The sequence below is a fragment of the Demequina gelatinilytica genome (assembly GCF_000971115.1).
GTDB classification, from domain to species: Bacteria; Actinomycetota; Actinomycetes; order Actinomycetales; family Demequinaceae; genus Demequina; species Demequina gelatinilytica.
Window position 1 is genome coordinate 67,047 of record NZ_BBLV01000011.1, and the last position, 23,569, is coordinate 90,615.

General features: G+C 70.8%; 23 protein-coding genes and 3 tRNA genes. 14 read left to right on the top strand and 12 right to left on the bottom strand.

The window, feature by feature from the left end:
* Positions 1 to 50: 50 nt before the first annotated feature.
* The 3 genes from AOM00_RS10635 to AOM00_RS10645 form a co-directional block, all read right to left on the bottom strand.
* Positions 51 to 1,262, bottom strand: coding sequence for a serpin family protein (locus AOM00_RS10635; RefSeq protein WP_062517764.1), 1,212 nt, complete (start codon positions 1,260 to 1,262; stop codon positions 51 to 53).
* A gap of 215 nt (positions 1,263 to 1,477) precedes the next feature.
* Complete coding sequence (locus AOM00_RS10640; protein ID WP_062517765.1) at positions 1,478 to 2,125, bottom strand: response regulator; 648 nt, start codon at positions 2,123 to 2,125, stop codon at positions 1,478 to 1,480.
* Complete coding sequence (locus AOM00_RS10645) at positions 2,122 to 2,916, bottom strand: sensor histidine kinase (protein ID WP_062517766.1); 795 nt, start codon at positions 2,914 to 2,916, stop codon at positions 2,122 to 2,124. Before AOM00_RS10645 ends, AOM00_RS10640 begins: the two co-directional genes overlap by 4 nt.
* A 268-nt stretch (positions 2,917 to 3,184) precedes the next feature.
* On the opposite strand from AOM00_RS10645, the gene AOM00_RS10650 reads away from it, so the two are divergent.
* From AOM00_RS10650 to purM, 6 genes are all read left to right on the top strand, one after another.
* Positions 3,185 to 4,567: an ABC transporter substrate-binding protein gene (locus AOM00_RS10650; RefSeq protein WP_062517767.1), complete on the top strand. Its 1,383-nt coding sequence runs from the start codon at positions 3,185 to 3,187 to the stop codon at positions 4,565 to 4,567.
* 106 nt (positions 4,568 to 4,673) lie between these two features.
* Positions 4,674 to 5,651: a carbohydrate ABC transporter permease gene (locus AOM00_RS10655; RefSeq protein WP_062517768.1), complete on the top strand. Its 978-nt coding sequence runs from the start codon at positions 4,674 to 4,676 to the stop codon at positions 5,649 to 5,651.
* Positions 5,651 to 6,583: a carbohydrate ABC transporter permease gene (locus tag AOM00_RS10660; protein WP_062304315.1), complete on the top strand. Its 933-nt coding sequence runs from the start codon at positions 5,651 to 5,653 to the stop codon at positions 6,581 to 6,583. Before AOM00_RS10655 ends, AOM00_RS10660 begins: the two co-directional genes overlap by 1 nt.
* 124 nt (positions 6,584 to 6,707) lie before the next feature.
* Positions 6,708 to 7,058 carry a hypothetical protein gene (locus AOM00_RS10665; protein WP_062517769.1) on the top strand — a complete coding sequence of 117 codons (351 nt, stop codon included), beginning with the start codon at positions 6,708 to 6,710 and terminating at the stop codon, positions 7,056 to 7,058.
* On the top strand, positions 7,055 to 8,566 hold the full coding sequence (gene purF, locus AOM00_RS10670; RefSeq protein WP_228373474.1) for an amidophosphoribosyltransferase: 1,512 nt from the start codon (positions 7,055 to 7,057) through the stop codon (positions 8,564 to 8,566). The genes AOM00_RS10665 and purF overlap by 4 nt, the downstream gene beginning before the upstream one ends.
* 3 nt (positions 8,567 to 8,569) lie before the next feature.
* Complete coding sequence (purM, locus tag AOM00_RS10675) at positions 8,570 to 9,679, top strand: phosphoribosylformylglycinamidine cyclo-ligase (protein ID WP_062517770.1); 1,110 nt, start codon at positions 8,570 to 8,572, stop codon at positions 9,677 to 9,679.
* A 283-nt stretch (positions 9,680 to 9,962) separates the two neighbouring features.
* On the opposite strand, the gene AOM00_RS10680 is transcribed toward purM, so the two are convergent.
* Positions 9,963 to 10,154, bottom strand: coding sequence for a DUF3073 family protein (locus AOM00_RS10680; protein ID WP_062517771.1), 192 nt, complete (start codon positions 10,152 to 10,154; stop codon positions 9,963 to 9,965).
* A gap of 339 nt (positions 10,155 to 10,493) precedes the next feature.
* Between AOM00_RS10680 and AOM00_RS10685 the strand changes: the two genes are divergently transcribed.
* The 3 genes from AOM00_RS10685 to AOM00_RS10695 all read left to right on the top strand — a co-directional run bounded on the left by AOM00_RS10685 (position 10,494) and on the right by AOM00_RS10695 (position 12,333).
* On the top strand, positions 10,494 to 10,691 hold the full coding sequence (locus AOM00_RS10685) for a BldC family transcriptional regulator (protein ID WP_042215779.1): 198 nt from the start codon (positions 10,494 to 10,496) through the stop codon (positions 10,689 to 10,691).
* A gap of 146 nt (positions 10,692 to 10,837) precedes the next feature.
* Complete coding sequence (locus AOM00_RS10690) at positions 10,838 to 11,365, top strand: methylated-DNA--[protein]-cysteine S-methyltransferase (RefSeq protein ID WP_062517772.1); 528 nt, start codon at positions 10,838 to 10,840, stop codon at positions 11,363 to 11,365.
* Complete coding sequence (locus AOM00_RS10695; protein ID WP_156159132.1) at positions 11,362 to 12,333, top strand: DMT family transporter; 972 nt, start codon at positions 11,362 to 11,364, stop codon at positions 12,331 to 12,333. The genes AOM00_RS10690 and AOM00_RS10695 overlap by 4 nt, the downstream gene beginning before the upstream one ends.
* Here AOM00_RS10695 and AOM00_RS10700 read toward each other — a convergent pair.
* Positions 12,299 to 12,688 (bottom strand): phage holin family protein, encoded by a 390-nt coding sequence (locus AOM00_RS10700; RefSeq protein ID WP_062517774.1) that lies wholly within the window; start codon positions 12,686 to 12,688, stop codon positions 12,299 to 12,301. The two genes, AOM00_RS10695 and AOM00_RS10700, sit on opposite strands and share 35 nt — an antisense overlap.
* Before the next feature lie 103 nt (positions 12,689 to 12,791).
* On the opposite strand from AOM00_RS10700, the gene AOM00_RS10705 reads away from it, so the two are divergent.
* Positions 12,792 to 13,739: a nucleoside hydrolase gene (locus tag AOM00_RS10705; protein WP_062517775.1), complete on the top strand. Its 948-nt coding sequence runs from the start codon at positions 12,792 to 12,794 to the stop codon at positions 13,737 to 13,739.
* A gap of 80 nt (positions 13,740 to 13,819) precedes the next feature.
* On the opposite strand, the gene AOM00_RS10710 is transcribed toward AOM00_RS10705, so the two are convergent.
* From AOM00_RS10710 to AOM00_RS10720, 3 genes are all read right to left on the bottom strand, one after another.
* Positions 13,820 to 13,895 (bottom strand) — tRNA-Phe (locus AOM00_RS10710).
* Between the two features lie 63 nt (positions 13,896 to 13,958).
* Positions 13,959 to 14,032, bottom strand: a tRNA-Asp gene (locus AOM00_RS10715).
* Positions 14,033 to 14,094: 62 nt separating this feature from the next.
* Positions 14,095 to 14,167 (bottom strand) — tRNA-Glu (locus AOM00_RS10720).
* A 138-nt stretch (positions 14,168 to 14,305) separates the two neighbouring features.
* Between AOM00_RS10720 and AOM00_RS10725 the strand changes: the two genes are divergently transcribed.
* Entirely contained in the window at positions 14,306 to 14,656 is a 351-nt protein-coding gene (locus AOM00_RS10725; protein ID WP_062517798.1) for a metallopeptidase family protein, read from the top strand.
* 81 nt (positions 14,657 to 14,737) lie between these two features.
* Here AOM00_RS10725 and AOM00_RS10730 read toward each other — a convergent pair whose 3' ends face one another.
* From AOM00_RS10730 to galT, 4 genes are all read right to left on the bottom strand, one after another.
* A complete protein-coding gene (locus AOM00_RS10730) occupies positions 14,738 to 16,093 on the bottom strand; it encodes a uracil-xanthine permease family protein (protein WP_062517776.1) in 1,356 nt (451 codons plus the stop codon).
* A gap of 204 nt (positions 16,094 to 16,297) precedes the next feature.
* On the bottom strand, positions 16,298 to 17,272 hold the full coding sequence (gene galE, locus AOM00_RS10735; protein WP_062517777.1) for a UDP-glucose 4-epimerase GalE: 975 nt from the start codon (positions 17,270 to 17,272) through the stop codon (positions 16,298 to 16,300).
* Positions 17,273 to 17,282: 10 nt separating this feature from the next.
* On the bottom strand, positions 17,283 to 18,449 hold the full coding sequence (gene galK, locus AOM00_RS10740) for a galactokinase (RefSeq protein WP_439644926.1): 1,167 nt from the start codon (positions 18,447 to 18,449) through the stop codon (positions 17,283 to 17,285).
* Entirely contained in the window at positions 18,446 to 19,546 is a 1,101-nt protein-coding gene (galT, locus tag AOM00_RS10745; protein ID WP_062517800.1) for a galactose-1-phosphate uridylyltransferase, read from the bottom strand. Before galT ends, galK begins: the two co-directional genes overlap by 4 nt.
* 257 nt (positions 19,547 to 19,803) lie before the next feature.
* On the opposite strand from galT, the gene AOM00_RS10750 reads away from it, so the two are divergent.
* From AOM00_RS10750 to araA, 3 genes are all read left to right on the top strand, one after another.
* The gene (locus AOM00_RS10750; RefSeq protein ID WP_062517778.1) at positions 19,804 to 20,826 is read left to right on the top strand and encodes a LacI family DNA-binding transcriptional regulator; all 1,023 of its coding nucleotides are present in this window, start codon (positions 19,804 to 19,806) and stop codon (positions 20,824 to 20,826) included.
* Between the two features lie 272 nt (positions 20,827 to 21,098).
* A complete protein-coding gene (locus AOM00_RS10755) occupies positions 21,099 to 21,809 on the top strand; it encodes an L-ribulose-5-phosphate 4-epimerase (RefSeq protein ID WP_062304741.1) in 711 nt (236 codons plus the stop codon).
* Positions 21,806 to 23,320 carry an L-arabinose isomerase gene (gene araA / locus AOM00_RS10760; RefSeq protein WP_062517779.1) on the top strand — a complete coding sequence of 505 codons (1,515 nt, stop codon included), beginning with the start codon at positions 21,806 to 21,808 and terminating at the stop codon, positions 23,318 to 23,320. Before AOM00_RS10755 ends, araA begins: the two co-directional genes overlap by 4 nt.
* The last annotated feature ends 249 nt before the right edge of the window (positions 23,321 to 23,569 follow it).

The following is a 23,569-nucleotide window of genomic DNA, read 5'->3' on the forward strand; positions in this document are numbered from 1 at the left end:
GCGGCTGAGGCGGGGCGGGGGCGGCAGCACGGGTCGCTGCCTCCGCCCCGTCAATCGCCGTCCGGGTCCAGGTACTGCCCGACCAGGAGGATCGCGCCCGTCTCCGTGTCCCGCACCGCGTAGAGGAAGGGGCGATCGGCGATGATCTCCGCGACGGGCTCGGGCGGCATGGACCCCGCCATCCCCTCGATCACCGTCGCCGCGGCGGCCTCCGTGCCGTCCTCGTCCACGATCACCTTGGTCGCGTGGACCGCGGCGCCCACCTCGAGCTCGGGTCCGATGCCGTCGAGGCCGATCTCCCCGAACAGGCCGGCGATGCCCATGCGGTCGGCGATGACCGCGCGCAGGTCCACGGTCGACGCGGTCTCGAACCTGGGCAGCTGCACCAGGACGTAGCCCTCCGCGAGCGAGCCGTCGAGGCCTGCGAGCGCGTCGACGTCGAAGGTGCCCCGCACCTCCTCGAACCGCCCGCTCCGCGGCACGATCAGCACCATCTCCAGGCCGCCCACGTAGGGCAGCACCGCCGCGTCGTAGGCGTCCGTGGTCGCGTAGCGGGCGTCGAACGCCTGCGTCATGAGCTCGGCATCGGTGACGGAGCCGTCGAGCCGCGTGAAGTCGTCCTCGTAGGTGCCGGCCTCGCTGAACGGGTCCCACCACTGCGCCTTGAGGTAGAGCGTGTTCACCAGGATGAGCCGCGTGTCGGGTCCCGGCACGGACTCGGGCAGGACGCGCGGGATGAGCCCCTCGGTGCGGTCCTCGACCCAGCCGTCGATCTCCTCGCGCGAGCCCTCGGGGTCGGCGGCCAGCGGCAGCGTGCGCGCCTGCGCGCCGAACCAGGTCTGCACCGTCTCGACGTATGCCGGATCGGGTGTGAAGCCCTCGTCGAACCAGGCCGCGTTGGCGACACGGACGATCGGCAGGTCCACCGTGTCGCCTTCGGCGTTCGGGGCGCCGTCGCCCTTCTCGCTCGCGATCGCGAGGTCGAGCGAGTTGAAGGCGTTCAGCAGCGCCTCGCCCTGGGCGGGATACGCGAAGACCTCCTCGAGCGCATCGTCGACCGTCCCGGTCGCGCCCGCGTCGACCATGCCGAACGCGAGCCCGATCGATATGGGGGACAGGGCGAGGTTCCTGTCCGCGGCCGCCGCCCGGAACATGGTGAGGCCCGCGTCGTTGAACGACGCGGCGAGCGGGACGGCGGCGGAGGGTGTGGGGGCGGGACGGGCGACCTCGATCTCGGGCGCGGTCTCTGCGGCTGGCGGCATGCACCCAGCCAACAGCAGCCCACCGACAGCCACCCCGATGGCACGCCTCATCGCACACCCCCCTCAGCGGTACGACGCACGAGCGCCCCGAACCGTTGGGCCCCACCCTGGCCGCCCTCCTGACAGCCGCAACGGATCTCGCAGCGACACGCCGCGCATCGTGGGGGGAAGCCCCGCGACACGCCGGCAACCCGGGACCAGCTCCGTTGCGACTGTCAGCGGGGGGTGAGGCCCGCCTCGAACGCGATCACCACGGCCTGCACGCGGTCGCGCGCGCCCAGCTTCGCGAGCACGCGTCCCACATGCGTCTTCACCGTGGGCTCGGCCAGGAACAGCTCCGCGCAGATCTCCGCATTCGACAGGCCGCGCGCCATGAGCGCGAGGACCTCCCGCTCACGCTCGGTGAGCGAGCCGAGGCGGGCATCGTCCACCGGCTCCGGCATGGCCGCGACGCGGGCGAGAAGCCTTCGCGTCGACGACGGCGCGATGACCGCGTCCCCCGCGTGCACGGTCCGCACCGCCGCGAGCAGGTCCTCCGGCGGCGCATCCTTGAGCAGGAAGCCGGAGGCGCCCGCCTTGATGGCCGCGACCACGTACTCGTCGAGGTCGAACGTGGTGAGGATGACCACCTTGGTGGGGGACGATGCGGTGATGGCGGCGCACGCCGCGATGCCGTCGGTGCCGGGCATGCGCACGTCGACGAGCGCGACATCGGCGGGCGGGTCCAGCGAGGCCAGCGTCGAGACCGCGGCGGCGCCGTCGCCGGCCTCCGCGACCACGGTCATGTCCTCCTGCGAGTCGACCACCATGCGGAAGCCCGCACGGATGAGCTGCTGGTCGTCGACGAGCGCGACGCGGATCATGCGTCCTCCTTCTCGAGCACCGTTGCGGTGCGGGGGGTCAGGGGCAGGCGGGCGCGCACCAGGAAGCCGCCGCCGGCGCGTGGGCCCGCGGTGAGGGTGCCGCCGAACACGGTCGCACGCTCGGCCATGCCGGCGATGCCCAGCCCGTCGCCGTCGCCGCGCGCCGCGGCACCCCGGCCGTCGTCGGACACGGCCACGGCCAGGGCATCGTCCTCCCAGCGCAGTTGGACGAATGCGGTGACGTGGGGCCCGGCATGCTTGAGCACGTTCGTGAGGGCCTCCTGGACGATGCGGTAGGCGGCCAGCCCGGCGCCGATCGGCAGGGGGCGCGGGGTCCCGGTGGTGACGTACGAGACCTCGAGGCCACCCTCGCGCATGGACGCGACCAGCTCCGGGATGTCGGAGAGCGAGGGTTGGGGGCCCATGTCCGCGCCCCCGTCGCCGTCGCGCAGGATGCCGAGCAGCGCACGCATCTCGGCGAGCGCGGAACGGCTCACATCCGCGATGGTGTCGAGGCTGGCGAGTCCCGCGGCCGGGTCCGCGCGGCCCGCGAAGCGTCCGCCGTCGGCCTGCGCGACCACCACCGAGAGCGTGTGCGCGACCACATCGTGCATCTCGCGCGCGATGCGCGCGCGCTCGTTCGAGGCGGCGAGCGCGAGCGCGGCCTCGCCCGCCCGCGCGCTCTCCTCCGCGCCGGCGCGGGAACGGCGCCGCTCGACCACGAGCAGCCCGCCCAGGACGCATGCGGCCAGCGTCGCGACCGTCGCGCACCCCCATGCCAGCCAGATCATGGCGCTCACTGTACGGCGCGACGGGCTCGGTGCGTCGCGCGGCACCGCGCGGGCGCCCTGGCCAGGGCATCGGCCCAGGTCACGCCGGGATAACGATGTCGTACCTGGCTCTCCGAGCGGTTGCGGGCGCCCGTGGGCGCCGCTACGTTCGGTTGCAAGCGCTTGCGATGTCGGGGTGCGGTGGGCCCTTCGTCACGAGCGCCGCTCCGTGCGTGTCCTCGCGACCGGGCGCACGGCTGCAACTCAATGAAGAGGAGGCGCATCACCCATGAACCGACGTCTATATCTACCCGTCGCGGGGCTCGCGATCGGGGGGCTCGTGCTCGCCGGCTGCTCCGGCGGGGACTCCGACGGTGGCAGCAGCGGCGACAGCAGCGGCGGTGGCGGTGGCGCCATGGCCGAGGGCTGCGAGGCCTACGCCGACTACGGCACGTTCGACGGCGAGTCCGTCGAGATCTACGGCACCCAGGTGGACGAGGAGGCGGACCGCCTGGTCGAGTCCTGGCAGGAGTTCTCCGACTGCACCGGCATCACCGTCGACTGGATCGGCAACCAGGAGTTCGAGACCCAGATGAACGTCCGCGTCGAGGCAGGCGACCCGCCGGACCTCGCGATCTTCCCGCAGCCCGGCCTCGCGGCCCGCTTCATCAGCGGCGGCTCCGTGGTCCCGGCTCCCGAGTCGGTCGAGGCGAACGTCGACGAGTTCTGGACCGAGAGCTGGAAGGAGTACGGCACGGTCGACGGCACGTTCTACGCCGCGCCGCTCATGGCCAGCGTCAAGGGCTGGATCTGGTACTCGCCCACCGAGTTCGCGGAGAAGGGCTACGAGGTCCCCGAGACGTGGGACGACATGATGGCCCTCACCGCGCAGATGGCCGATGACGGCGCCGACAACGCGCAGTACCGCCCCTGGTGCATCGGCTTCGAGTCCGGTGAGGCGACCGGCTGGCCCGGCACCGACTGGATCGAGGACATCGTCCTGCGTCAGCAGGGCGCCGAGACCTACGACGCGTGGGTCGCCGGCGACGTGAAGTTCTCCGACCCGGAGATCGTCGAGGCCTTCGACACGTTCGGCGAGATCGCGCTCAACGCCGACTACGTCAACGGCGGCATCGGCGGCCCCGAGACCATCGCCTCGACGGCGTTCGGCGACGCGGGCCTCCCGATCCTCGACGGCAACTGCTCGCTGCACCACCAGGCCTCGTTCTACGAGGGCTTCTGGCCCGAGGGCACCACCGTCGCCGAGGACGGCGACATCTGGGCCTTCATCACCCCGAAGGTCAACGCGGACGACCCGGACGCCGTCACCGGCGGTGGCGAGTTCATCACCGCCTTCAACGACAACCCGGCCACCGTGGCGTTCCAGACGTTCCTCTCGAGCGACACCTGGGCGAACATCCGCGTCGGGCTCGGCGGCGTCATCTCCGCGAACCAGGGCCTCGACCCGGCGAACGCGAGCTCCGCGCTCGGTACCGCCGCGATCGAGCTCCTGCAGAGCGAGGACACGCTGTTCAAGTTCGACGGCGCGGACCTCATGCCTGCCGAGGTCGGCTCGGCCTCGTTCTGGACCGGCATCACCGACTGGGTGCAGGGCACCAAGACCACGGAGGAGGTCACGGCCTTCATCGACGGGACGTGGCCCTCGTCCTGATGTCAACCGTGATGCGCCGGCCGGGTGACCCCCGGCCGGCGCATCGCGCCATCGAAGGGAGGGGACGATGACGTCCCTCGCAGGTGTAGCCCAGGGCGCCCTCCGCATGGAGGGCTTCTGGACCGAGCAGAGCCCCAAGCTCGGGTTCGCCGCGATCGCGATCGTGGTGTTCCTCGCGGTGATGGGGCTGGTGATGTTCCTCGCCGACAACGCGCCGCGCAAGGGGCGCGACGTGGTCCAGCTGCTGCTCTTCGTCCTGCCGGCGATGCTGCTGCTCGCGGCCGGCATGATCTGGCCGGCGCTCTCGACGATGTGGCAGTCGGTGACGTCGAAGGCCGGCGAGTTCGTGGGGCTCGACAACTTCGTGACGATCTTCACCGACCCGACCGGGCAGGTGGTGCTCCGGAACACGCTCCTGTGGGTCGTGTTCGTGCCGACCATCTCCACCGTGGTGGGCCTCGCCTACGCGCTGTTCATCGACCGTGCCAAGGGCGAGCGGATCCTCAAGTCGCTGGTGTTCATGCCCATGGCGATCTCGTTCGTGGGAGCCTCGATCATCTGGGGCTTCATGTACACGTACCGCTCCGAGGGCTTCCCGCAGATCGGCCTGCTCAACCAGATCCTCGTGTGGATCGGGCTGTCCCCGTACCAGTTCGTCGAGACGCCGCCATGGAACACGTTCTTCCTGCTCGTCGTCATGGCCTGGATCCAGACCGGGTTCGCGATGGTGGTGCTGTCCGCCGCGATCAAGGGCGTGCCCGCGGAGATCGTCGAGGCGGCCGAGCTGGACGGCGCGAGCGCGTGGCAGCGCTTCAAGAACGTCACGCTGCCGTGGATCCGAGGCTCGCTCGTGGTGGTCGTCACGACCATCACCATCTCGACGCTCAAGGTCTTCGACATCGTGCGCACCATGACCGGCGGTCAGTACAACACGTCCGTGGTCGCGAACGAGATGTACACCAGGGCCTTCCGGCTGGGGCAGCCCGAGATCGGTGCCGCGCTCGCGGTGGTGCTGTTCATCCTGGTGCTGCCGATCGTCATCTACAACATCCGGGTCCTGCGACAGCACAAGGAGACTCACTGATGAGCGCCGCCATCGCACCCGAGCCCGTGGTCGACGCCGCCGATGCGACGCCGTCCGGCGGCAAGGCCAAGCGGGTCAAGAAGCGCCTCACCTCGCGCACGGCGACGTTCTTCGCGATCGTCATCGCCGCGCTGTGGACCATCCCGACCTTCGGCCTGTTCGTCTCGTCCTTCCGGCCCGACACGGATATCGCGAACTCCGGCTGGTGGACCATCTTCACCAACCCGAGCTTCACGCTGGACAACTACACCGCGGTCTTCTCGGAGTCGGGCGCCTCGTCCGCGAGCCTCGGCGTCTACTTCATCAACTCGATCGTCATCACGCTGCCGGCGACCGTGTTCCCGATCACGCTCGCGCTCATGGCCGCGTATGCGTTCGCGTGGATCCCGTTCCGGGGGTCCTCGTGGATCTTCGTGCTCGTGTTCGCGCTGCAGATCGTGCCGCTTCAGATGGCGCTCATCCCGCTGCTGAAGATCTTCAACTACCCGTGGCTCGACATCGGCGGCACGTTCCCCGCCGTGTGGATCGCGCACACGATCTTCGCGTTGCCGCTCGAGATCTTCCTGCTGCACAACTTCATCTCGGAGATCCCTCGCGACGTCATGGAGGCGGCTCGCGTCGACGGGGCCAACCACGCGCAGATCTTCCGTCGCGTGGTCATCCCGCTGTCGGTGCCGGCCATCGCGTCCGTGGCGATCTTCCAGTTCCTGTGGGTGTGGAACGACCTGCTTGTCGCGCTGGTGTTCTCCGGCGGCACGGTGAGGACCGCGCCGGTCACCCAACGCATCGCGGAGTTCGCGGGGACACGTGGCAACGACTGGGAGCTGCTCACCGCGGCGGCCTTCGTGGGCACCATCGTCCCGCTCATCGTGTTCTTCTCGCTCCAGAGGTACTTCGTACGCGGCCTGCTCGCCGGCTCGACCAAGGGCTGACGGGCATCCGAGGGGGAGGCCGGGAGGGGTCGGCGGCCGTCGGGTCGCCGGCCCCGTCCCGGGTCCGGATCGGACGATGCAGGTCCCGTTCACGGGCCGTTCGGCCACCGCCTAGACTTGCCACGTGAGCGACGTCCCCCAGGAAGACACCGCGTCCGGACTCCCCGAGCAGGAGCAGACCGCTCCCGCACCCGCACCCGCCGAGCGGCCGGTGCCGGAGGACCTCGCGCGCGTGGCGGTCCCGGCGCACGTGCGCAACGCGCCCAAGTTCGGCAGCTTCATCGGCACGGGCGTGGGCGCCGGCATCATCGTGGCCGCGATCCTCGCGATCTTCCTTCCCAACTCGACGGGCGTGGGCCGCTTCCTGGTCTTCGTGCTGCTGGCGCTCGGGCTGTGCCTGCTGGGCGCCATCATCGGCGGTGCGCTCGCCACGTCGCTGGACCGTGCATCGTCCGCCACCAAGGAGAACCGATGACGAACCGCCGCAGCCCCCTCGGCACGTCCATGACGGCCCGACGCGGCGGCGACGGCCGCCTGGGCCACGACCTCCTCCAGGGCGAGACCACCCCGCAGGACGAATGCGGCGTGTTCGGGGTCTTCGGCCCCGGCGAGGAGGTGGCCAAGCTCGCGTACTTCGGGCTCTACGCGCTTCAGCACCGCGGCCAGGAGTCCGCGGGAATCGCGACCTCGAACGGCGAGAACATCCTGGTGTTCAAGGACATGGGCCTGGTCTCGCAGGTGTTCGACGAGGGCGCTCTCGAGGCGCTCCAGGGCCACATGGCCGTGGGCCACACGCGCTACTCGACCACCGGCGCCTCCGTGTGGGCCAACGCGCAGCCCACGCTCGGTCCCACCGAGCACGGCACCATCGCGCTGGGCCACAACGGCAACCTCACCAACGTGCAGCAGCTGCTCGACCTCCTGATCGAGCGCGAGGGCATGGCGAAGCGCCTGGACCTCAAGGGCGGCAAGTGCACGGACACGGCGATCGTGACCGCGCTGCTGGGCGCCGAGGGCTTCGACTCGCTCGAAGAGGTCGCGATCGACCTGCTGCCGCAGGTGGAGGGCGCCTTCAGCTTCGTGTTCATGGACGAGCACCGCATGTACGCCGCGCGCGATCCGCAGGGCTTCCGCCCGCTGGTGCTCGGCTCGCTGCCCTCGGGCGGCTGGGTGGTCGCCTCGGAGACCGCAGCGCTGGACATCGTCGGAGCCAAGCATGAGCGCGAGATCGAGCCGGGCGAGCTCATCGTCATCGACGAGACGGGCGTGCGCTCGCGCCGCTTCGCGGAGGCCGACCCCAAGGGCTGCATCTTCGAGTACGTCTACCTCGCGCGTCCCGACACCACCATCGCGGGCCGCTCCGTTCAGATGGCGCGCCTCGCGATGGGCCGCGCCCTCGCCAAGGAGCACCCGGTCGACGCCGATCTGGTGATCCCGACCCCGGAGTCCGGCACCCCCGCCGCGGTGGGCTATGCGCAGGCCTCGGGCATCCCGTTCGCGCAGGGGCTGGTGAAGAACGCGTACGTGGGCCGCACCTTCATCCAGCCCTCGCAGACGCTGCGCCAGCTGGGCATCCGGCTCAAGCTCAACCCGCTGCGCGAGGTCATCGAGGGCAAGCGCCTCATCGTGGTCGACGACAGCATCGTGCGCGGCAACACCCAGCGTGCGCTCGTCGCGATGCTGCGCGAGGCCGGGGCCGCCGAGGTGCACGTGCGCATCTCCTCGCCGCCGGTCCAGTGGCCGTGCTTCTACGGCATCGACTTCCCCACGCGCGACGAGCTCGCGGCGGTGGGGCACTCGGTCGAGGAGATCCGCGACGAGATCGGGGCGGACTCGCTCGGCTACATCTCGCTCGAGGGCATGCTCGCCGCGACCGAGCAGGCGCAGGAGCGCCTGTGCACCGCGTGCTTCACCGGGACGTACCCGGTCGAGCCGCCCGTGAACGCCCGGCACCTGCTGGTGTCCCAGCCCGTGGAGGCCTGAACCATGACCGAGCCGCAGGGCATCACGTACGCGTCCGCGGGCGTCGACACGCACGCGGGAGACCGCGCGGTCGAGCTCATGAAGGCGGCCGTGTCCAAGACCCACGGGCCCGAGGTGCTCGGCGGGGTGGGCGCGTTCGCGGGGCTCTTCGACGCCTCGGCGCTCAAGGCCTACGACCGCCCGCTGCTGGCGTCCTCCACGGACGGCGTCGGCACCAAGATCGTCATCGCGCGCGCTCTCGGGGTGCACGACACCATCGGGCAGGACCTGGTCGCGATGGTCGTGGACGACATCGTGGTGTGCGGCGCGAAGCCGCTGGTCATGACCGACTACATCGCGTGCGGGAAGGTGGTGCCCGAGCGCATCGCGGACATCGTGCGCGGCATCGCGGTCGGCTGCGAGATGGCGGGCGTCGCCCTGGTGGGCGGCGAGACCGCCGAGCACCCGGGTGTGATGGAGCCCGACGACTACGACGTCGCGGGTGCCGCGATCGGTGTGGTCGAGGCCTCGGCGCTGCTGGGTCCCGACCGCGTGCGGTCGGGGGACGTGGTGGTCGCGATGGCCTCCTCGGGTCTGCACTCCAACGGGTACTCGCTGGTGCGCTCGGTGGTCGCGCACGCCGGCTGGTCGCTCTCGACGTCGGTCCCCGAGCTCGGACGCACCGTGGGCGAGGAGCTGCTCGAGCCCACCCGGATCTACTCGCAGCTGTGCGTCGACCTGGCGGCCTCGGTGCCCGGTCTCCGTGCGTTCTCGCACGTCACGGGCGGCGGCCTCGCGGCGAACCTCGCACGCGTGCTGCCCAAGGGCCTCGCCGCGTCCGTCGCGCGCGATGCCTGGGACCTGCCCGCGGTGTTCTCGGTGGTCCAGGCCGCGGGCTCGGTGCCGTGGAACGACCTCGAGTCGACGCTCAACATGGGCGTGGGCATGGTCGCGGTGGTGGCTCCCGAGGACGCCGACGCGCTGATCGCGGCCTCCGCGGCCGCAGGCGTGCCGGCATGGGTGCTCGGGTCCGTCGCAGCCGATGCAGGCCTGCCGACCGGACCTGACGTGGTCCGCGGCGCCAAGGGCGTCGACGGCGGCACCGTGGTGCTCTCGGGGGCCTACCGGGCCTGACGGGCCTACCGGGCCCACCCCGTTCGCCGTCCGATCGACGGAGGTGGTCGATGGTGGTCGCCGCTGGCGGGTTTCCGCACTGCAGCGGTCGCTGGTTGTCGTTCCTGCCGATGCGGCATCACCGGCGCCCCAGGAGCAGCGTGGCGCGACCTGCGCAGGGCTAGGTCCGGCCAGGGGAGCGCGGTCGGCGCGTCAGCGACACTGATCTACCTCTGGCGCGCGGCGATTGCCGAGAAGCGACCACCACCTACCACCTCACGGGTGGTGGCGCGGGGGAGAGGACTCAGTCCTCGTCATCCGCCCAGCGGTCGTAGTACTCGTCGGAGTCGTCGGCGGTGTGGGTGGTGTGCGTGGGCGCGCTTCCGTCGCGGCTGGTCAGCTCACGCTCGAGCTCACGGAGGTCACCACCGTGGTTCGTGTACTTGAGCTGACGAGCGATCTTCGCGTCCTTAGCCTTCTGACGGCCTCGCCCCATGTCGCCGTCCCTCCCGGTCTCTCGCGCCTCTTGTGTGGGCGCCGCCTCGTCATTCCTGCCCTACTTTACAACGCGTGTCCAGCACGTTGCGACCGCCCTGGGAGCGGGAGTGCGCGTGGCGTCGCATGCCCCGCAGCGCATCGGCGCCCGCAGCGCAAGCCGCCGTGAGGTCCGTCACATACGCCGCACGAACCTAGGGCGCGACACGCCGTACATGTCACAATATGGAAATTACGGAAACATTGACCTTTCGCCGTCATAATCGCTTCCGTCGGACGTCTCATCGCACACCAGAGCCTCCCCCGAGGCGCTCGACACGGACTGAGGGAACGAAATTCCATGACTGAAACCGCGCAGGAGCCCGAGAAGCTGCTCACCCCGTCTGAGGTTGCCGCGATCTTCCGCGTCGACCCCAAGACGGTCACCCGGTGGGCCAAGGTCGGCAAGCTCAGCTCGATCCGTACGCTCGGCGGTCACCGCCGCTTCCGCGAGGCAGAGGTCCAGGCCCTCCTCGCGGCGGCACAGGAAGGCCGCTGAGCCTCGAGCAGGCTTGAGGCGCCTCTCTGAGGGAGGGGTGCCGGTACCGCGCGCCGACGCGCGGTGACACTCGACGCTGGCGCGCGCCCACCGCGATGTCCGATGGGCGCGTGCCCGGTGTCACAGGCTGGTCGTAGCCTGCTCTCATGACATCGGCACCGCTCATCGGGGCGTCCTACGAGACGCCGTTCGGCACGCTCACCGTGCTCGCCACGCCCGAGGACGGCGTCGTCCGCTCGTCGGGCTTCCGCATGATGCGCGACACGGTCGCAGCGCTCCCCGCGACGATGCAGGGGCGGGGCTGGGAGCCGGGCGAGCTTCCCCACGTGGCGGACGCGGTCACGGCGTGGCTCGACGGGGACGGCGACGCGCTCGCGTCCGTCCCGATCGTGCAGCAGGGCGGGCCGTTCTTCCAGGAGGTGTGGGAGCAGCTGCGCACCGTCCCCTCCGGCAGCGCCGTGAGCTATCAGGAGCTCGCGACCATGGCGGGACGGCCCCGAGCGATGCGTGCGGCCGGGACCGCGTGCGCGCGCAACAACATCGCGCCGTTCGTGCCCTGCCACCGCGTGGTGCAGTCGGGCGGGAGGCTCGGCAGCTACGGCTTCGGCGGCACCGAGGTCAAGGCGGCGATGCTCGCCCTCGAGGGTGCGTGGCCGTTGCCGGTCCGCGCATGACCTCGGCGCCCGCCCGGGCGTGGGTGCCCGCGTTCATCGTCGCGGCGGTGTCGTGGGGCTCGAGCTTCCTCTTCATCTCGCTCGCATTGCGCGGTCTGAGCGCCACCCAGGTGGGCTTCGGGCGCCTCGCGATCGGTGCGGCGGTGCTCTGGGCCATGCTGCTTGTGACCCGCCACCGGCCGCGTCTGTCCGTGCGGGACGTCGCGAGCATCGGCGTGGTCGCGGTCGGCCTGTCGACCGTGCCGTTCGTGCTGATCCCGCTCGCGCAGCAGCACATCACCTCCATCCTCGCGAGCCTGCTCAACGCGACCACACCGCTGTGGACCGCGCTGTTCGTGGCGCTGCTCATCCCGCACGAACGTGCGACCCGCGCGCAGGTGCTCGGGCTGGTGATCGGCGCGTTGGGCATCGCCGTGCTCCTCGGGGCATGGGACATCGAGGGGATCCCCGCGCTCGGCGCCGCGCTCATGCTCGCCGCCACGGCCTGCTACGGCATCGGCTCGACATTGTCGCGCATGCTGCTCGCGCGCGTCGACGAGGGCCCCACCGCGCTGTCGGCGGTGCAGATCGGCATCTCCGCGATGCTGCTGCTGCCGGTCGCAGTCGCCGCCCCGGCACCCGACCCGGGAGCCCTCGCGCTCGGCTCCGAGGTGCTCTGGGGTCTGCTCGCGCTCGGCGTGCTCGGGACCAGCTTCACGTACGTGCTGTTCTGGCGCGTGGTGAAGCTGGCCGGTGCGACCACCGCCGCATCGGTGACGTATGTGGTGCCCGTGGTGGCGACGGCGCTGGGCATCCTGGCGCTCCACGAGGAGCTGCGCTGGCACGAGCCTGCCGGCGCCGTCGTGGTCCTTGCAGGCGTGTGGCTTGCGCAGCGCAAGCCACGGTCCACGGACGCGGCCACCGTCGCGGGTGCGCCCGAGCCGCGACAGCGGGCTACTGGGAGGAGGACATCCCGACCGTCGACTTGATGTTGTCGATCTGCTCGTGAGGCGTGAGGTCCTTGTTCTTCTTGATCAGGGCCGAGCCGATGCCCGCGAGGAGCAGCACGATCAGCAGCAGCGCGCCGCCCACCGTGAGGGCCGCGAGCCATGCGGGCCAGACCTCGGAGAGGCCCAGGATCGCGGCGGCGATGAAGACGCCGACCATGAAGAACGCGAAGATCCCGGCGCCGATGACGAGCCCGACACCGATCCCGATCCGCTGGAGCTTCTTGGAGATCTCCTGCTTGGCCTTCTCGATCTCGTCCTTGACGACCGTGGCGATGCGACCGATCAGGCCGGCGACGATCGCGTTGACGAAGTAGCGGCCGAAGTTGTCGGACATGCAGCACCTCCACTGGGATTGTCCCTAGTCAATCCTGTATCGGCAGGTGTCCGCAAATGAACAAGGCTGGCTGCCGCCGCGTCCGCTCGCTACCGTCGTCCGCATGACGCTCCCTCCCGCCGGTCCCGTACCGCTCGTGATCGACACGGACACAGCCTCGGACGACTGCTTCGCGCTCCTGCTCGCCCTCCTCGACCCGCGTGCGGACCTCCGTGCCCTCACCATCGCCCAGGGCAATGTGAGCTTCGAGCAGCAGGTCCACAACGCGTTCCTGGTGCTCGAGGTCGCGGGCCGGCTCGGGGACGTTCCCGTCCACCTGGGGGAGCGCGAGGCTCTCGCGGGCGGCTGGATCGGCGCGGAGGACGTCCACGGCGACGGCGTGGGCGGGCAGCGGCGGTCGAACGATGCGCAGGCGGAGCCCGAGCACGCCGTCGATGCGTTGCTCCGGCTCACGTCCGAGGCGCCAGGAGAGATCACCGTGGTCGCCATCGGCCCGCTCACCAACCTGGCGCGCGCGGTGCAGCGCGACCCGGGCTTCGCGGGCCGGGTGGGGTCGCTCATCGTCATGGGCGGTTCTCTCGACGGCGTCGGCAACATCACGCCGCACGCGGAGTACAACATCTACGCGGATGTCGAGGCGGCGGCCGCCGTGGTCGCGGCGGGATTCCCGCGCCTGCGCTTCATCACGTGGTCCCCGGTGACCTTGCGCGACGGGATCTTCGACGCCGCGCGGGTGGAGGCGATCAGGGAGCTCGGGACGCGGCGGAGCGACTTCTTCGTCCGCGCCAACCAGGCGCCGTTCGACTTCGACACGGCGCACGGCGTGGGCGGGTCGACGCACCCCGACACGCTGTCGGTGCTCGCGGCGATCGACCCCTCGGTCGCGCTCGAGGAGCGTGCCTTCGACGTGTCCGTGGTGCTCGAGGGCGAGCGGCGCGGCGCGACGGACTTCGCGCCCGTGGACGATGCAGCGGCGGCCGCCTGCACGGCGGTGACGCTCGCGGATGGCGAGAGGCTGTTCGGGGCGCTGTGCGACGTGCTGGCGGGGTAGCGGGAGGCGGACGGTGCCCCGCCCGCATCGTCCCCGGAACGGCGAGAGCCCCGGAGGTGATCCTCCGGGGCTTCCCCATCTGGTGGCTCCGACGGGCGTCGATCCCGTGACCTCACGATTTTCAGTCGTGCGCTCTACCAACTGAGCTACAGAGCCTTGGCGCAGGGGCGTCCCCCCACTGAGACGAAAGCCCCTCCGTGAGAAGGGGCTCGCGCAACGCGACCCTGACGGGACTTGAACCCGCGACCTCCGCCGTGACAGGGCGGCGCGCTAACCAACTGCGCTACAGGGCCTTGATCTCGCTAGAACTGCGAGCAAGACGTATGAAGTTTAGTACATCCTGAACCCGACTCCGTACCCCCAACGGGATTCGAACCCGTGCTACCGCCGTGAAAGGGCGGCGTCCTAGGCCGCTAGACGATGAGGGCTCGCATCCACGCTCGGATTCCTTGCGTCGAGGCCTAGAAAACTATAGGGGTAATGGAGCGAAAAATCCAATCGAGCGTCTGCCAGGCACGATGTGCGTGGCGGGTGCGGCGCGCCAGACGCGTGGGAGCATCGTCTCCATGGTGGAGATGACCCGCGAGGAGTTCGAGAAGGCCGTCGACGACGCGATCGACGCGGTGCCTGACGAGCTCCTCGACCTTGTCGACAACTGCGTGATCCTCATCGAGGACGAGCCCGAAGGGGACGACAAGGACCTCCTGGGACTCTACGACGGCGTCGCGCTCACCGAGCGCGGCGACCTGTGGGGAGGCGAGCTGCCCGACCGCATCCTCATCTACATGAACCCCACGCTCCGCATGTGCGAGGACAAGGACGATGTCCGCGAGGAGGTCGCGGTCACCGTGGTCCATGAGATCGCCCACCACTTCGGGATCGACGACGACCGCCTCCACGAGCTCGGCTGGGACTGACGGCGCCGCAGCGCCTCCGGTCCCGGGCGCGACGATGCCCGGGCCGCCCCCTGCCGAGGCGACCCGGGCATCGTGGTGCTGCTAGTCCTCGTCGCCCTCGATGAAGGCGGGGCTCGCGACGGCGTGGGTCCCGGCGCGACGGCTGATCCAGCCGAGGCCGTGGTAGATCGCCAGGGCCGCGATGGCGCCCAGCGCGATGCCGTTGAAGACCATGTCGCCGGCGGTCGCGGTGAAGTCCGCCGTGCCGATGATGAGCGCGACGGCCGCGGTGACCAGGTTCACCGGGTTGGTGAAGTCCACCTTCGCCTCGACCCAGATCCGGGCGCCCAGGACGGCGATGAGGCCGAACAGGAGCACCGAGAGGCCGCCCAGGATGCCAAGCGGGATCACGGCGACCATCGCGCCGAACTTGGGCACCAGGCTCAGCAGGAGCGCGACCGCGGCGGCCGCCCAGTACGCGAGCGTCGAGTACACGCGGGTCGCGGCCATGACGCCGATGTTCTCCGCGTACGTGGTGGTGCCGGATCCGCCGCCGAGGCCCGCGACGATGGTGGCCGCGCCGTCCGCGAGCAGCGCGCGACCCGTCTCGGGGTCGAGGTCGCGGTCGGTCATCGCGGACACCGACTTGAGGTGGCCGATGTTCTCCGCGATGAGGATGATGACCACGGGGACGAAGGCGACGAGCACGCTGCCATCGAACGTGGGCGTGTGGAACTCGGGGATGCCGAACCAGTCGGCGGCGCCGATGTGCTCCAGCGCGGTCTGGCCGTCGAAGCTCTCGAGGGCCGTGGTCCACTCCCCGCGCAGCGCGGAGAAGACGCCGCCGACGACCGCTCCGAAGAGGATCGCGACGCGGCTGATGAAGCCCTTGAAGGCGACCATCGCGATCAGCGTCGCGGACAGCGTCACGAGCGCGGTCCACGGGCTCGCCGACCACTGGCTCTTCGCGGCGCCCGCGAGGTTGAGACCGATGAGCGCCACCACGGCGCCGGTGACGACCGGCGGCATCGACCTGTCGATCCAGCCGGCGCCGAAGCGTGCGACCACAAGGCCCACGATCGCGAGCAGGATGCCCGCGAGCAGGACGCCGCCGAGGCCCTTCGAGATGGTCGCGGCGTCGAGGGGGCCGTTCGCGGAGGTCACGCCCGCGGCGGCGAGCGGCGCGATGAACGCGAAGCTCGAGCCCAGGTAGCTGGGCACGCGGTTGCGCGTGATGGTGAGGAACAGCGCGGTGCCGAAGGCGCTGAAGAACATCGTGGTCGATGCGGGCATGCCGGTGAGGGCGGGCACCAGCAGGGTGGAGCCCATCATCGCGAGCACGTGCTGCGCGCCGATGCCGAAGGTGCGGGGGTACGTCAGTCGTTCGTCGGGGGCGACGGCCTTGCCGGGCGCGGCGTGCTTGCCGTCCCCGTGCAGCGTCCAGCTGAACATGCTCATGGTTCTCCTTGATGCGGGGGGACTGCCGTGAAACCTAGTCTCTCCGTGACCCTGCGTGCGCGCGCGTCCACGCCCCGCACAGATGCGCTCCGCACGGTTCCAGGGACGACGCGCCGGAGGAGACCGGCGCATCGTCCCCTCGCGACGGCGTGTCGCGTGCGGATCCGTGCGGAGCGAACGGGGGAGGCCTGCGGGGCCGGGCCGTCAGGCCTTCGGATGCGCCGCCCAGGCGCTGTCGACCATCTCCTGCACCGTGTGGCGCATGCCCCAGCCGAGGTCGCGCGTCGCGAGCGTGCCGTCGGCGACGATGAGGTCGGGGTCGCCCGGGCGGCGGGGGCCCTCGACGGGGGTCTTGTCGGTGCCGGTGGCGGCGACCATCGCGTCGACGATCTGCCGCACGGAGGTGCCCGAGCCCGATCCCAGGTTGTAGATCGGCTCGAGGGTGTCCCCGGCGTCGAGGCGCTGGGCCGCGACCACGTGTGCGGCCGCGAGATCGCTCACGTGCACGTAGTCGCGCACGCACGTGCCGTCCGGCGTCGAGTAGTCGGTGCCGTTGATCTGCGGGGCCTTGCCGCTCTCGATGGCGAAGAAGACCTTGGGGAACAGGTTGTGAGGCGACGCGTCGTAGATGTCCGGGTAGCCGGAGCCGACCACGTTGAAGTAGCGCAGGCTCGTGGCCGCGAGCGGGTCGCCGGCCATCGAGGTCGCGGTCACCTGATCCGCGATCAGCCATTCGCCGATGAGCTTGGAGCGCCCGTACGGCGACTCGGGCACGGTCGGGGTGGTCTCGGTCACCACCGCGACGCCGGAGTTGCCGTAGACGCCTGCCGAGGAGGAGAACACCAGGCGCCGCACGCCCGCGTTCTCCATCGCCTCGAGCAGCGAGCGCGTGCCGTCGACGTTCGCCTTGTAGTTGACCAGCGGGAACTTCACGGACTCGCCCGCGTACTTGTAGCCCGCGCAGTGGATCACGCCCACCACGCCGTGCTCGGCCATGAAGCGCTCGAGCGCCTCGGTCTCGAGGATCGATGCGTGCAGGAAGGGGACGTCGGCGGGCACGAAGGCCTCGACACCGCTCGAGAGGTCGTCGACCACCACGGGTGCGATGCCTGCCTCGGAGAGGGAGCGGACGACGTGCGAGCCGATGTAGCCGGCGCCGCCGGTGACAAGCCAGGACATAGGACTCCTTCTAGAGGTCGCGGTGCGCGCCCGCGGCGGGGTTGACGACGAAGACGATGGGGGCGGTGAAGCCGGCCTCGGCGAACGCGGCCTCGACGGCCTCGCCCACCTCCTCGGCGCGGCCCGCGTCCACGAGCGCGATCGCGGCGCCGCCGAAGCCGCCGCCGGTCATGCGCGCGCCGACGGCGCCGTTCGCGAGCGCGGTCTCGACCGCGAGGTCGAGCTCGGCGCACGAGATCTCGAAGTCGTCGCGCATCGAGGCGTGGGACTGCACCAGCAGGTCGCCGATGGCGCGCGGGCCGTCGGCCTGCACCACGTCGGCGGTGCGGGCGACGCGCGCGTTCTCGGTGACCACGTGCTTGACGCGGCGGAACGTGACGTCGTCGAGCAGCTCGGCCGCACGCGCGAGGTCCGCCTCGGCGAGGTCGCGCAGGGACGGCACGCCCATCGCGGCGGCGCCCTCCTCGCACGAGCGGCGGCGCTCCCCGTACCCGCCCGTCGCGTGCTCATGGTGGACGCGCGTGTCGATCACCAGCAGCTCGAGGTCCTCGTCCGCGAAGTGCAGCGCGACGGGGTCGGCGGTCTCCGCGCGGACGTCGATGAGGACGCCATGGCCCGGCTCGCCCATGAGCGAGGCGGTCTGGTCCATGTTGCCGGTCGGGGCGCCCACGGCGCCGTTCTCCGCGAGCTGGCAGATGTAGATGAGCTCGCGACGGGTCAGGCCCAGGTCCCATTCGTCGTTGAGCGCGATGGCGACCGCGCACTCGATGGCGGCGGAGGAGGACAGCCCCGCGCCCAGGGGGACGTCCGAGGCGAGCATGATGTCGAAGCCGGTACGGCCCTCGAGGGGCACCCCGCGCTCGCGCATCGCCCACACGACGCCGAACACGTAGGCGCTCCAGCCGTCGAAGTCGTCGGGGGAGAGGGCGTCGAGCGAGGCCTGTGCGGGCTCCGGCATGGCGCCCGAGTGCACCGTCAGCAGGCGGTCGTCGCGTCGGCCGACGGCGGCCCACGTGCGACGCTCGATCGCGAACGGGAACACCAGGCCGTCGTTGTAGTCCGTGTGCTCGCCGATCAGGTTGACGCGGCCCGGGGCGGACCACACGCCGTCGGGTCGGCGCCCGTAGCGGTCCTCGAAGGCCTGGGCGGTGGACTCGGGCGAGGGGATGTCGATCACAGTTCCTCCACGGGGTTGTCGTCGTCGGCACGGGCGATCGCGTCGCGCAGGGCGCGGGCGTGCTCCTCCTGAGGGATGTCCGCCACCCATGCTCCCATGGCGGCCTCGGAGCCTGCGAGGAACTTCATCTTGTCCTCGGCGCGGCGGGGGCTCGTTATCTGCAGCATGAGCCGCACGCCGTCGGGGCGCTCCACGGGCGCCTGATGCCACGCCGCGATGTACGGCGTCGGCGTGCTGTAGCGCGCGTCGATGCCGCGCAGCAGGCGCAGGTACAGGCCCGACAGCTCGGCGCGCTCGGCCAGCGAGGTCTCGGCCAGGTTCGCGACCGGACGATGCGGCATCACCTGGATCTCGAGCGGCCAGCGGGCGGCGAAGGGCACGTAGGCGCTCCAGTGCTCGCCGGCGACGAGGAGGCGCGGGCCGCTGCGCTCGCGGTCGAGGACGTCCTCCATGAGCGTGGGGCCGTAGGCCTCGATGGAGGCGAGCAGGCGCTGCGTGCGCGGCGTCACGTACGGGTACGCGTAGATCTGGCCGTGCGGGTGATGGAGCGTGACGCCGATCGCCTCGCCCCGGTTCTCGAACGGGAACACCTGGGCGACCGCGGGCACGCGCGACAGCTCCGCGGTGCGGTGGGCCCATGCCTCGATGACGGTGCGCATGCGCGAGCGCGTCTGCGTGGCGAGCGAGCCGTCGTGCTCGGGGCTGAAGCACACCACCTCGCAGCGGCCCGCGGAGCTCCCGATCCGCTCGAGGCCCACGCCGTCGAGGGTGCCGTCGAGGTCCATGGCGGGCCCGAAGGAGGGCGACTTGTTCTCGAAGACCGCGACGTCGTAGCGGTCGGGGATCTCGGAGGGGTTGCCCGGGGACTGCGGGGCCAGGGGATCGAGGTGGGCGGGCGGCAGCATGACGCGGCCCTGGCGCGCGGCCGCGACGGTGATCCACTCGCCGGTGAGCGGGTCCTGGCGCAGCTCCGCGGTCGCGGGACGCGGCGCGAGCTCGCGCGCATCGCGCCTGCGCTCGGGGGCGAGGGTCGTGTCGGCGTCGTCGAAGTACAGCAGCTCGCGACCATCCGCGAGGCGGTCGCGCAGGACGCGCACCGCGTCGTCGCGGACGTGGGTGGGGTGGTCGCCTACCTGGGCAGCGGTGGCGCTGAGGCTCACGGAGGCTCCGTTCGTGGGGATGTCCGGGTGAATGTTACCGTCAACATGTTATCGTCAACATCGACCGGTGCGCGACGGGACCTGCGTCCCGCATGCTCGCCGCGGGCGGGCGCGCGGCATCCGGCGGCGGGCCCGGACCGCTCCCGGGACCTCGCTCCCGGGCCGGTCCTGCGCGGTCGGATACCCTGGCGCCCATGAGACCCGAGCGCCCCGCGCCGCTGGCCAAGCAGGGCCGCGGGCCGAGCATGCACGATGTCGCCGCGCGGGCCGGCGTCTCGCATCAGACGGTCTCGCGTGTGCTCAACGACTTCCCAGGCATCCGGCCCGAGACCCGGGAGCGCGTCCAGGCGGCGATCCGGGAGCTCGGATACCGCCGCAACATGGCGGCTCGCGCGCTCGCGACCGGCCGGTCCGAGGTGATCGGCGTGATCATGCCCGAGGTCCCGCACTTCGGGCCCACGAGCACGCTCTACGCGATCGAGCACGCCGCCAAGCAGGTGGGCTTCAAGCCGCTCATCACCACCGCGTCCTGGGACTCCGAGTCGATGGGGGAGGCGCTGGACTTCCTGCTGGGGCGCGCCGTCGATGCGCTCGTGGTCATGGCGCAGCACCCGGACGTGCTCGCGGCCGTCGACGCCATCACGGATGTCCCGGTGCTGTTCGTGCTCACCGGCAACTCGCATGCCGAGCGTTCCGTCGCGGTCGACCAGGTCGCCGGCACGCGTCTCGCGCTCGACCACCTGTACTCGTTGGGCCACCGGCGGTTCCAGCACATCACGGGGATCGCGGGCCTCACCGAGGCCCAGCTGCGCCGGGACACGTTCCTCGAGTTCCTCGACGAGCACGGCCTCGAGCGCCTTCCCGTCCTCGAGGGCGACTGGAGCGCCGATGCGGGCTACCGCGCGGGGCTCGAGGTCGAGGAGGGCGTCACGGCGCTGTTCGTCGCCAACGACCCCATGGCGATCGGAGCGATCCATGCGCTCGAGGAGCGCGGCCTGAGCGTGCCGCGCGACATCTCGGTGGTGGGCTTCGACGACGTCCCCGAGTCCGCGTACGCCCATCCGGGCCTCACCACGGTGCACCAGGACTTCGCCGCGGTCGGGCTGCGAGCGGTGTCGCTGGTGTTCGCGGCGATCAACGGCAAGGAGCCCGGTCCGGTCGAGCCGATCGAGCCCTGGCTGGTGGTGCGGGACTCGACCGCCCCCGTCCGCGCCTGACGTCCTGCATCGCCGGCGCGATGCATCGTTCGGGGTGAGGCCGAGCGGCGCCTCGGCTAGCGTGGACGATGACCGCGCGACACGCGGTCGCGACGGGACCTACGACCCCTGCACGGGCCGTGGGGGCCTGTATGTTAACGTTAAAACCAGCGATGCTCTCCACCAGGCAAAGGGGCCCCATGCTCGACCTCCGGTCGACCGCGGATGCCGGCTCCCGCGCTGTCGCGAGAGCTCGACCCATCCAGGCGGCACCGAGGCAAGGAGACTTCCGCATGACCACGTTCACCCCCGAGCAGGAGGAGTCGATCCTCCGGAGCCGCGAGAAGGTGGCCAAGCTCCACGGCGAGCTCACCCGCTACAACCTGGTGGTCTGGACCGGCGGCAACGTGTCGGAGCGCGTGCCCGGCACGCAGCACTTCGTGATCAAGCCCTCCGGCGTCGACTATGACGACCTGGCGCCCGAGAACATGATCCTGTGCGACCTCGACGGCAACGTGGTGCCGGGCTCGCTCGGCTCGGACCGCAGCCCCTCGTCGGACACCGCTGCGCACGCCTACGTGTACCGCGCGATGCCGAGCGTCGGCGGCGTGGTCCACACCCACTCGACCTACGCGACCGCGTGGGCGGCCCGCAACGAGCCCATCCCGTGCCACATCACCGGCATGGCCGACGAGTTCGGCGGCGAGATCCCGGTCGGCCCGTTCGCGATCATCGGCGACGACTCGATCGGCCGCGGCATCGTCGCGACCCTCGAGGGCCACCGTTCGCGCGCCGTCCTCATGGCGAACCACGGCGTCTTCACCATCGGCAAGGACGCGCGCGACGCCGTCAAGGCCGCCGTCATGTGCGAGGACGTCGCCAAGACCACCCACATCGCCCGCCAGGGCGGTGCGCTCGTCGACATCCCCGAGGGGAAGATCGACGCGCTCTTCGACCGCTACCAGAACGTCTACGGACAGAAGCCGCAGGGAGGCATGCAGTGAGCAGCATCGTTCCGAACCTCGCCGACTACGAGGTCTGGTTCCTCACCGGATCCCAGACCCTCTACGGCGACGAGGTCCTCAAGCAGGTCGCCGACCAGTCCACCGAGGTCGTCGAGACCCTGAAGGCCTCCGGGAACATCCCTGCGACGGTCGTGTGGAAGCCCGTGGTGAAGAACCGCGACGAGATCCTCGAGACCATCATGGCCGCGAACGCGGACCCGAAGGTCATCGGCGTCATCACGTGGATGCACACGTTCTCGCCGGCGAAGATGTGGATCGCGGGCCTCAACGCGCTCCAGAAGCCGCTGCTCCACCTCGCCACCCAGGCGAACCTCGAGCTGCCGTGGTCCACCATCGACATGGACTTCATGAACCTCAACCAGGCCGCGCACGGCGACCGCGAGTACGCGTACATCGAGTCGCGCATGAACGTCGCCCGCACCACCGTGGTCGGCCACCCGTCGACCCCGGCCGTCTCCGAGCGCATCGGCGTCTGGTCGCGTGCCGCGGCCGGCGCCCTCGCCGCGAAGAACCTCAAGGTCGCGCGCTTCGGTGACAACATGCGCTTCGTCGCGGTCACCGAGGGCGACAAGACCGAGGCCGAGATCAAGCTCGGCGCCCAGATCAACACGTGGGGCGTCAACGAGCTCGCCGAGCGCGTGGCCGCCGTCACCGACGCCGAGGTCGACGCGATGGTCGACACCTACCTCGCCGAGTACGACGTGGTCCCCGAGCTGCTCAAGGGCGGCGAGCGTCACGAGTCGCTGCGCGAGGGTGCGGCGATCGAGGTCGCGCTGCGCGCGTTCCTGGTCGAGGGCGGCTTCGGCGCGTTCACCGACACGTTCGAGGACCTGGGCGAGCTCAAGCAGCTGCCCGGCCTCGCGGTCCAGCGCCTCATGGCCGACGGCTACGGCTTCGGTGCCGAGGGCGACTGGAAGACCGCCATCCTGGTCCACCTGTGCGCCGTCATGGGTGCGGGCCTGCCCGGCGGCTCCTCGCTCATGGAGGACTACACCTACCACCTGGTGCCCGGCGAGGAGCTCTCGCTCGGTGCGCACATGCTCGAGGTGAACCCGGCGCTGTCGTCGAAGAAGGCGCGCCTCGAGATCCACCCGCTCGGCATCGGCGGCAAGGAGGACCCGGTCCGCCTGGTCTTCACCGCGGACGCCGGCGAGGCGGTCGTGGTGGCCCTGTCCGACATGCGCGACCGCTTCCGCCTGGTGGCGAACGTGGTCGACAACGTCGACCTCCCCGAGCCCATGCCGAAGCTCCCTGTGGGCCACGCGGTGTGGAAGCCCCGTCCGGACTTCACCACGGCGGTCGCGTCGTGGCTGCAGACCGGTGGCGCGCACCACACGGCCATGTCGAACCAGATCGGCATCGACGTCATCAAGGACTTCGCGAAGATGGTGGGCATCGAGCTCCTGGTCATCGACGAGGACACCACCTACGAAGGCTTCGAGCAGCAGATCCGCTGGAACAACGCGTACTACGCGATGGGCGGCCGCTGACGGTCCGAGGCGGCGCGTAGCGCCGCCGCGAGGAGGCCCCGACCGGGACGCGGTCGGGGCCTTCCTCATGCCCGCGCTCGTGCCTTCCCGGAGGTCTTCGCGACGTTCCGGGGACGATGCGCGGCGGCCCTCGCGCGCCGCTTCCGTGTCCGATTCGTCCTCGCGGGGAGAGGTGCCGGAGCATCCCGATGGTGTCAAGGAATTCTGGGAGCGCTCCCATACTTTGAGCATCGTGCCTGGTAAAGCATT

Excerpts from the sequence above, each read along its gene's own strand:
- AOM00_RS10635 (WP_062517764.1), bottom strand. The coding sequence starts at position 1,262 with ATGCCGCCAGCCGCAGAGACCGCGCCCGAGATCGAGGTCGCCCGTCCC.
- AOM00_RS10640 (WP_062517765.1), bottom strand. The coding sequence starts at position 2,125 with ATGATCCGCGTCGCGCTCGTCGACGACCAGCAGCTCATCCGTGCGGGC.
- AOM00_RS10645 (WP_062517766.1), bottom strand. The coding sequence starts at position 2,916 with ATGATCTGGCTGGCATGGGGGTGCGCGACGGTCGCGACGCTGGCCGCA.
- AOM00_RS10650 (WP_062517767.1), top strand. The coding sequence starts at position 3,185 with ATGAACCGACGTCTATATCTACCCGTCGCGGGGCTCGCGATCGGGGGG.
- AOM00_RS10655 (WP_062517768.1), top strand. The coding sequence starts at position 4,674 with ATGGAGGGCTTCTGGACCGAGCAGAGCCCCAAGCTCGGGTTCGCCGCG.
- AOM00_RS10660 (WP_062304315.1), top strand. The coding sequence starts at position 5,651 with ATGAGCGCCGCCATCGCACCCGAGCCCGTGGTCGACGCCGCCGATGCG.
- purF (WP_228373474.1), top strand. The coding sequence starts at position 7,055 with ATGACGAACCGCCGCAGCCCCCTCGGCACGTCCATGACGGCCCGACGC.
- purM (WP_062517770.1), top strand. The coding sequence starts at position 8,570 with ATGACCGAGCCGCAGGGCATCACGTACGCGTCCGCGGGCGTCGACACG.
- AOM00_RS10680 (WP_062517771.1), bottom strand. The coding sequence starts at position 10,154 with ATGGGGCGAGGCCGTCAGAAGGCTAAGGACGCGAAGATCGCTCGTCAG.
- AOM00_RS10685 (WP_042215779.1), top strand. The coding sequence starts at position 10,494 with ATGACTGAAACCGCGCAGGAGCCCGAGAAGCTGCTCACCCCGTCTGAG.
- AOM00_RS10690 (WP_062517772.1), top strand. The coding sequence starts at position 10,838 with ATGACATCGGCACCGCTCATCGGGGCGTCCTACGAGACGCCGTTCGGC.
- AOM00_RS10695 (WP_156159132.1), top strand. The coding sequence starts at position 11,362 with ATGACCTCGGCGCCCGCCCGGGCGTGGGTGCCCGCGTTCATCGTCGCG.
- AOM00_RS10700 (WP_062517774.1), bottom strand. The coding sequence starts at position 12,688 with ATGTCCGACAACTTCGGCCGCTACTTCGTCAACGCGATCGTCGCCGGC.
- AOM00_RS10705 (WP_062517775.1), top strand. The coding sequence starts at position 12,792 with ATGACGCTCCCTCCCGCCGGTCCCGTACCGCTCGTGATCGACACGGAC.
- AOM00_RS10725 (WP_062517798.1), top strand. The coding sequence starts at position 14,306 with ATGGTGGAGATGACCCGCGAGGAGTTCGAGAAGGCCGTCGACGACGCG.
- AOM00_RS10730 (WP_062517776.1), bottom strand. The coding sequence starts at position 16,093 with ATGAGCATGTTCAGCTGGACGCTGCACGGGGACGGCAAGCACGCCGCG.
- galE (WP_062517777.1), bottom strand. The coding sequence starts at position 17,272 with ATGTCCTGGCTTGTCACCGGCGGCGCCGGCTACATCGGCTCGCACGTC.
- AOM00_RS10750 (WP_062517778.1), top strand. The coding sequence starts at position 19,804 with ATGAGACCCGAGCGCCCCGCGCCGCTGGCCAAGCAGGGCCGCGGGCCG.
- AOM00_RS10755 (WP_062304741.1), top strand. The coding sequence starts at position 21,099 with ATGACCACGTTCACCCCCGAGCAGGAGGAGTCGATCCTCCGGAGCCGC.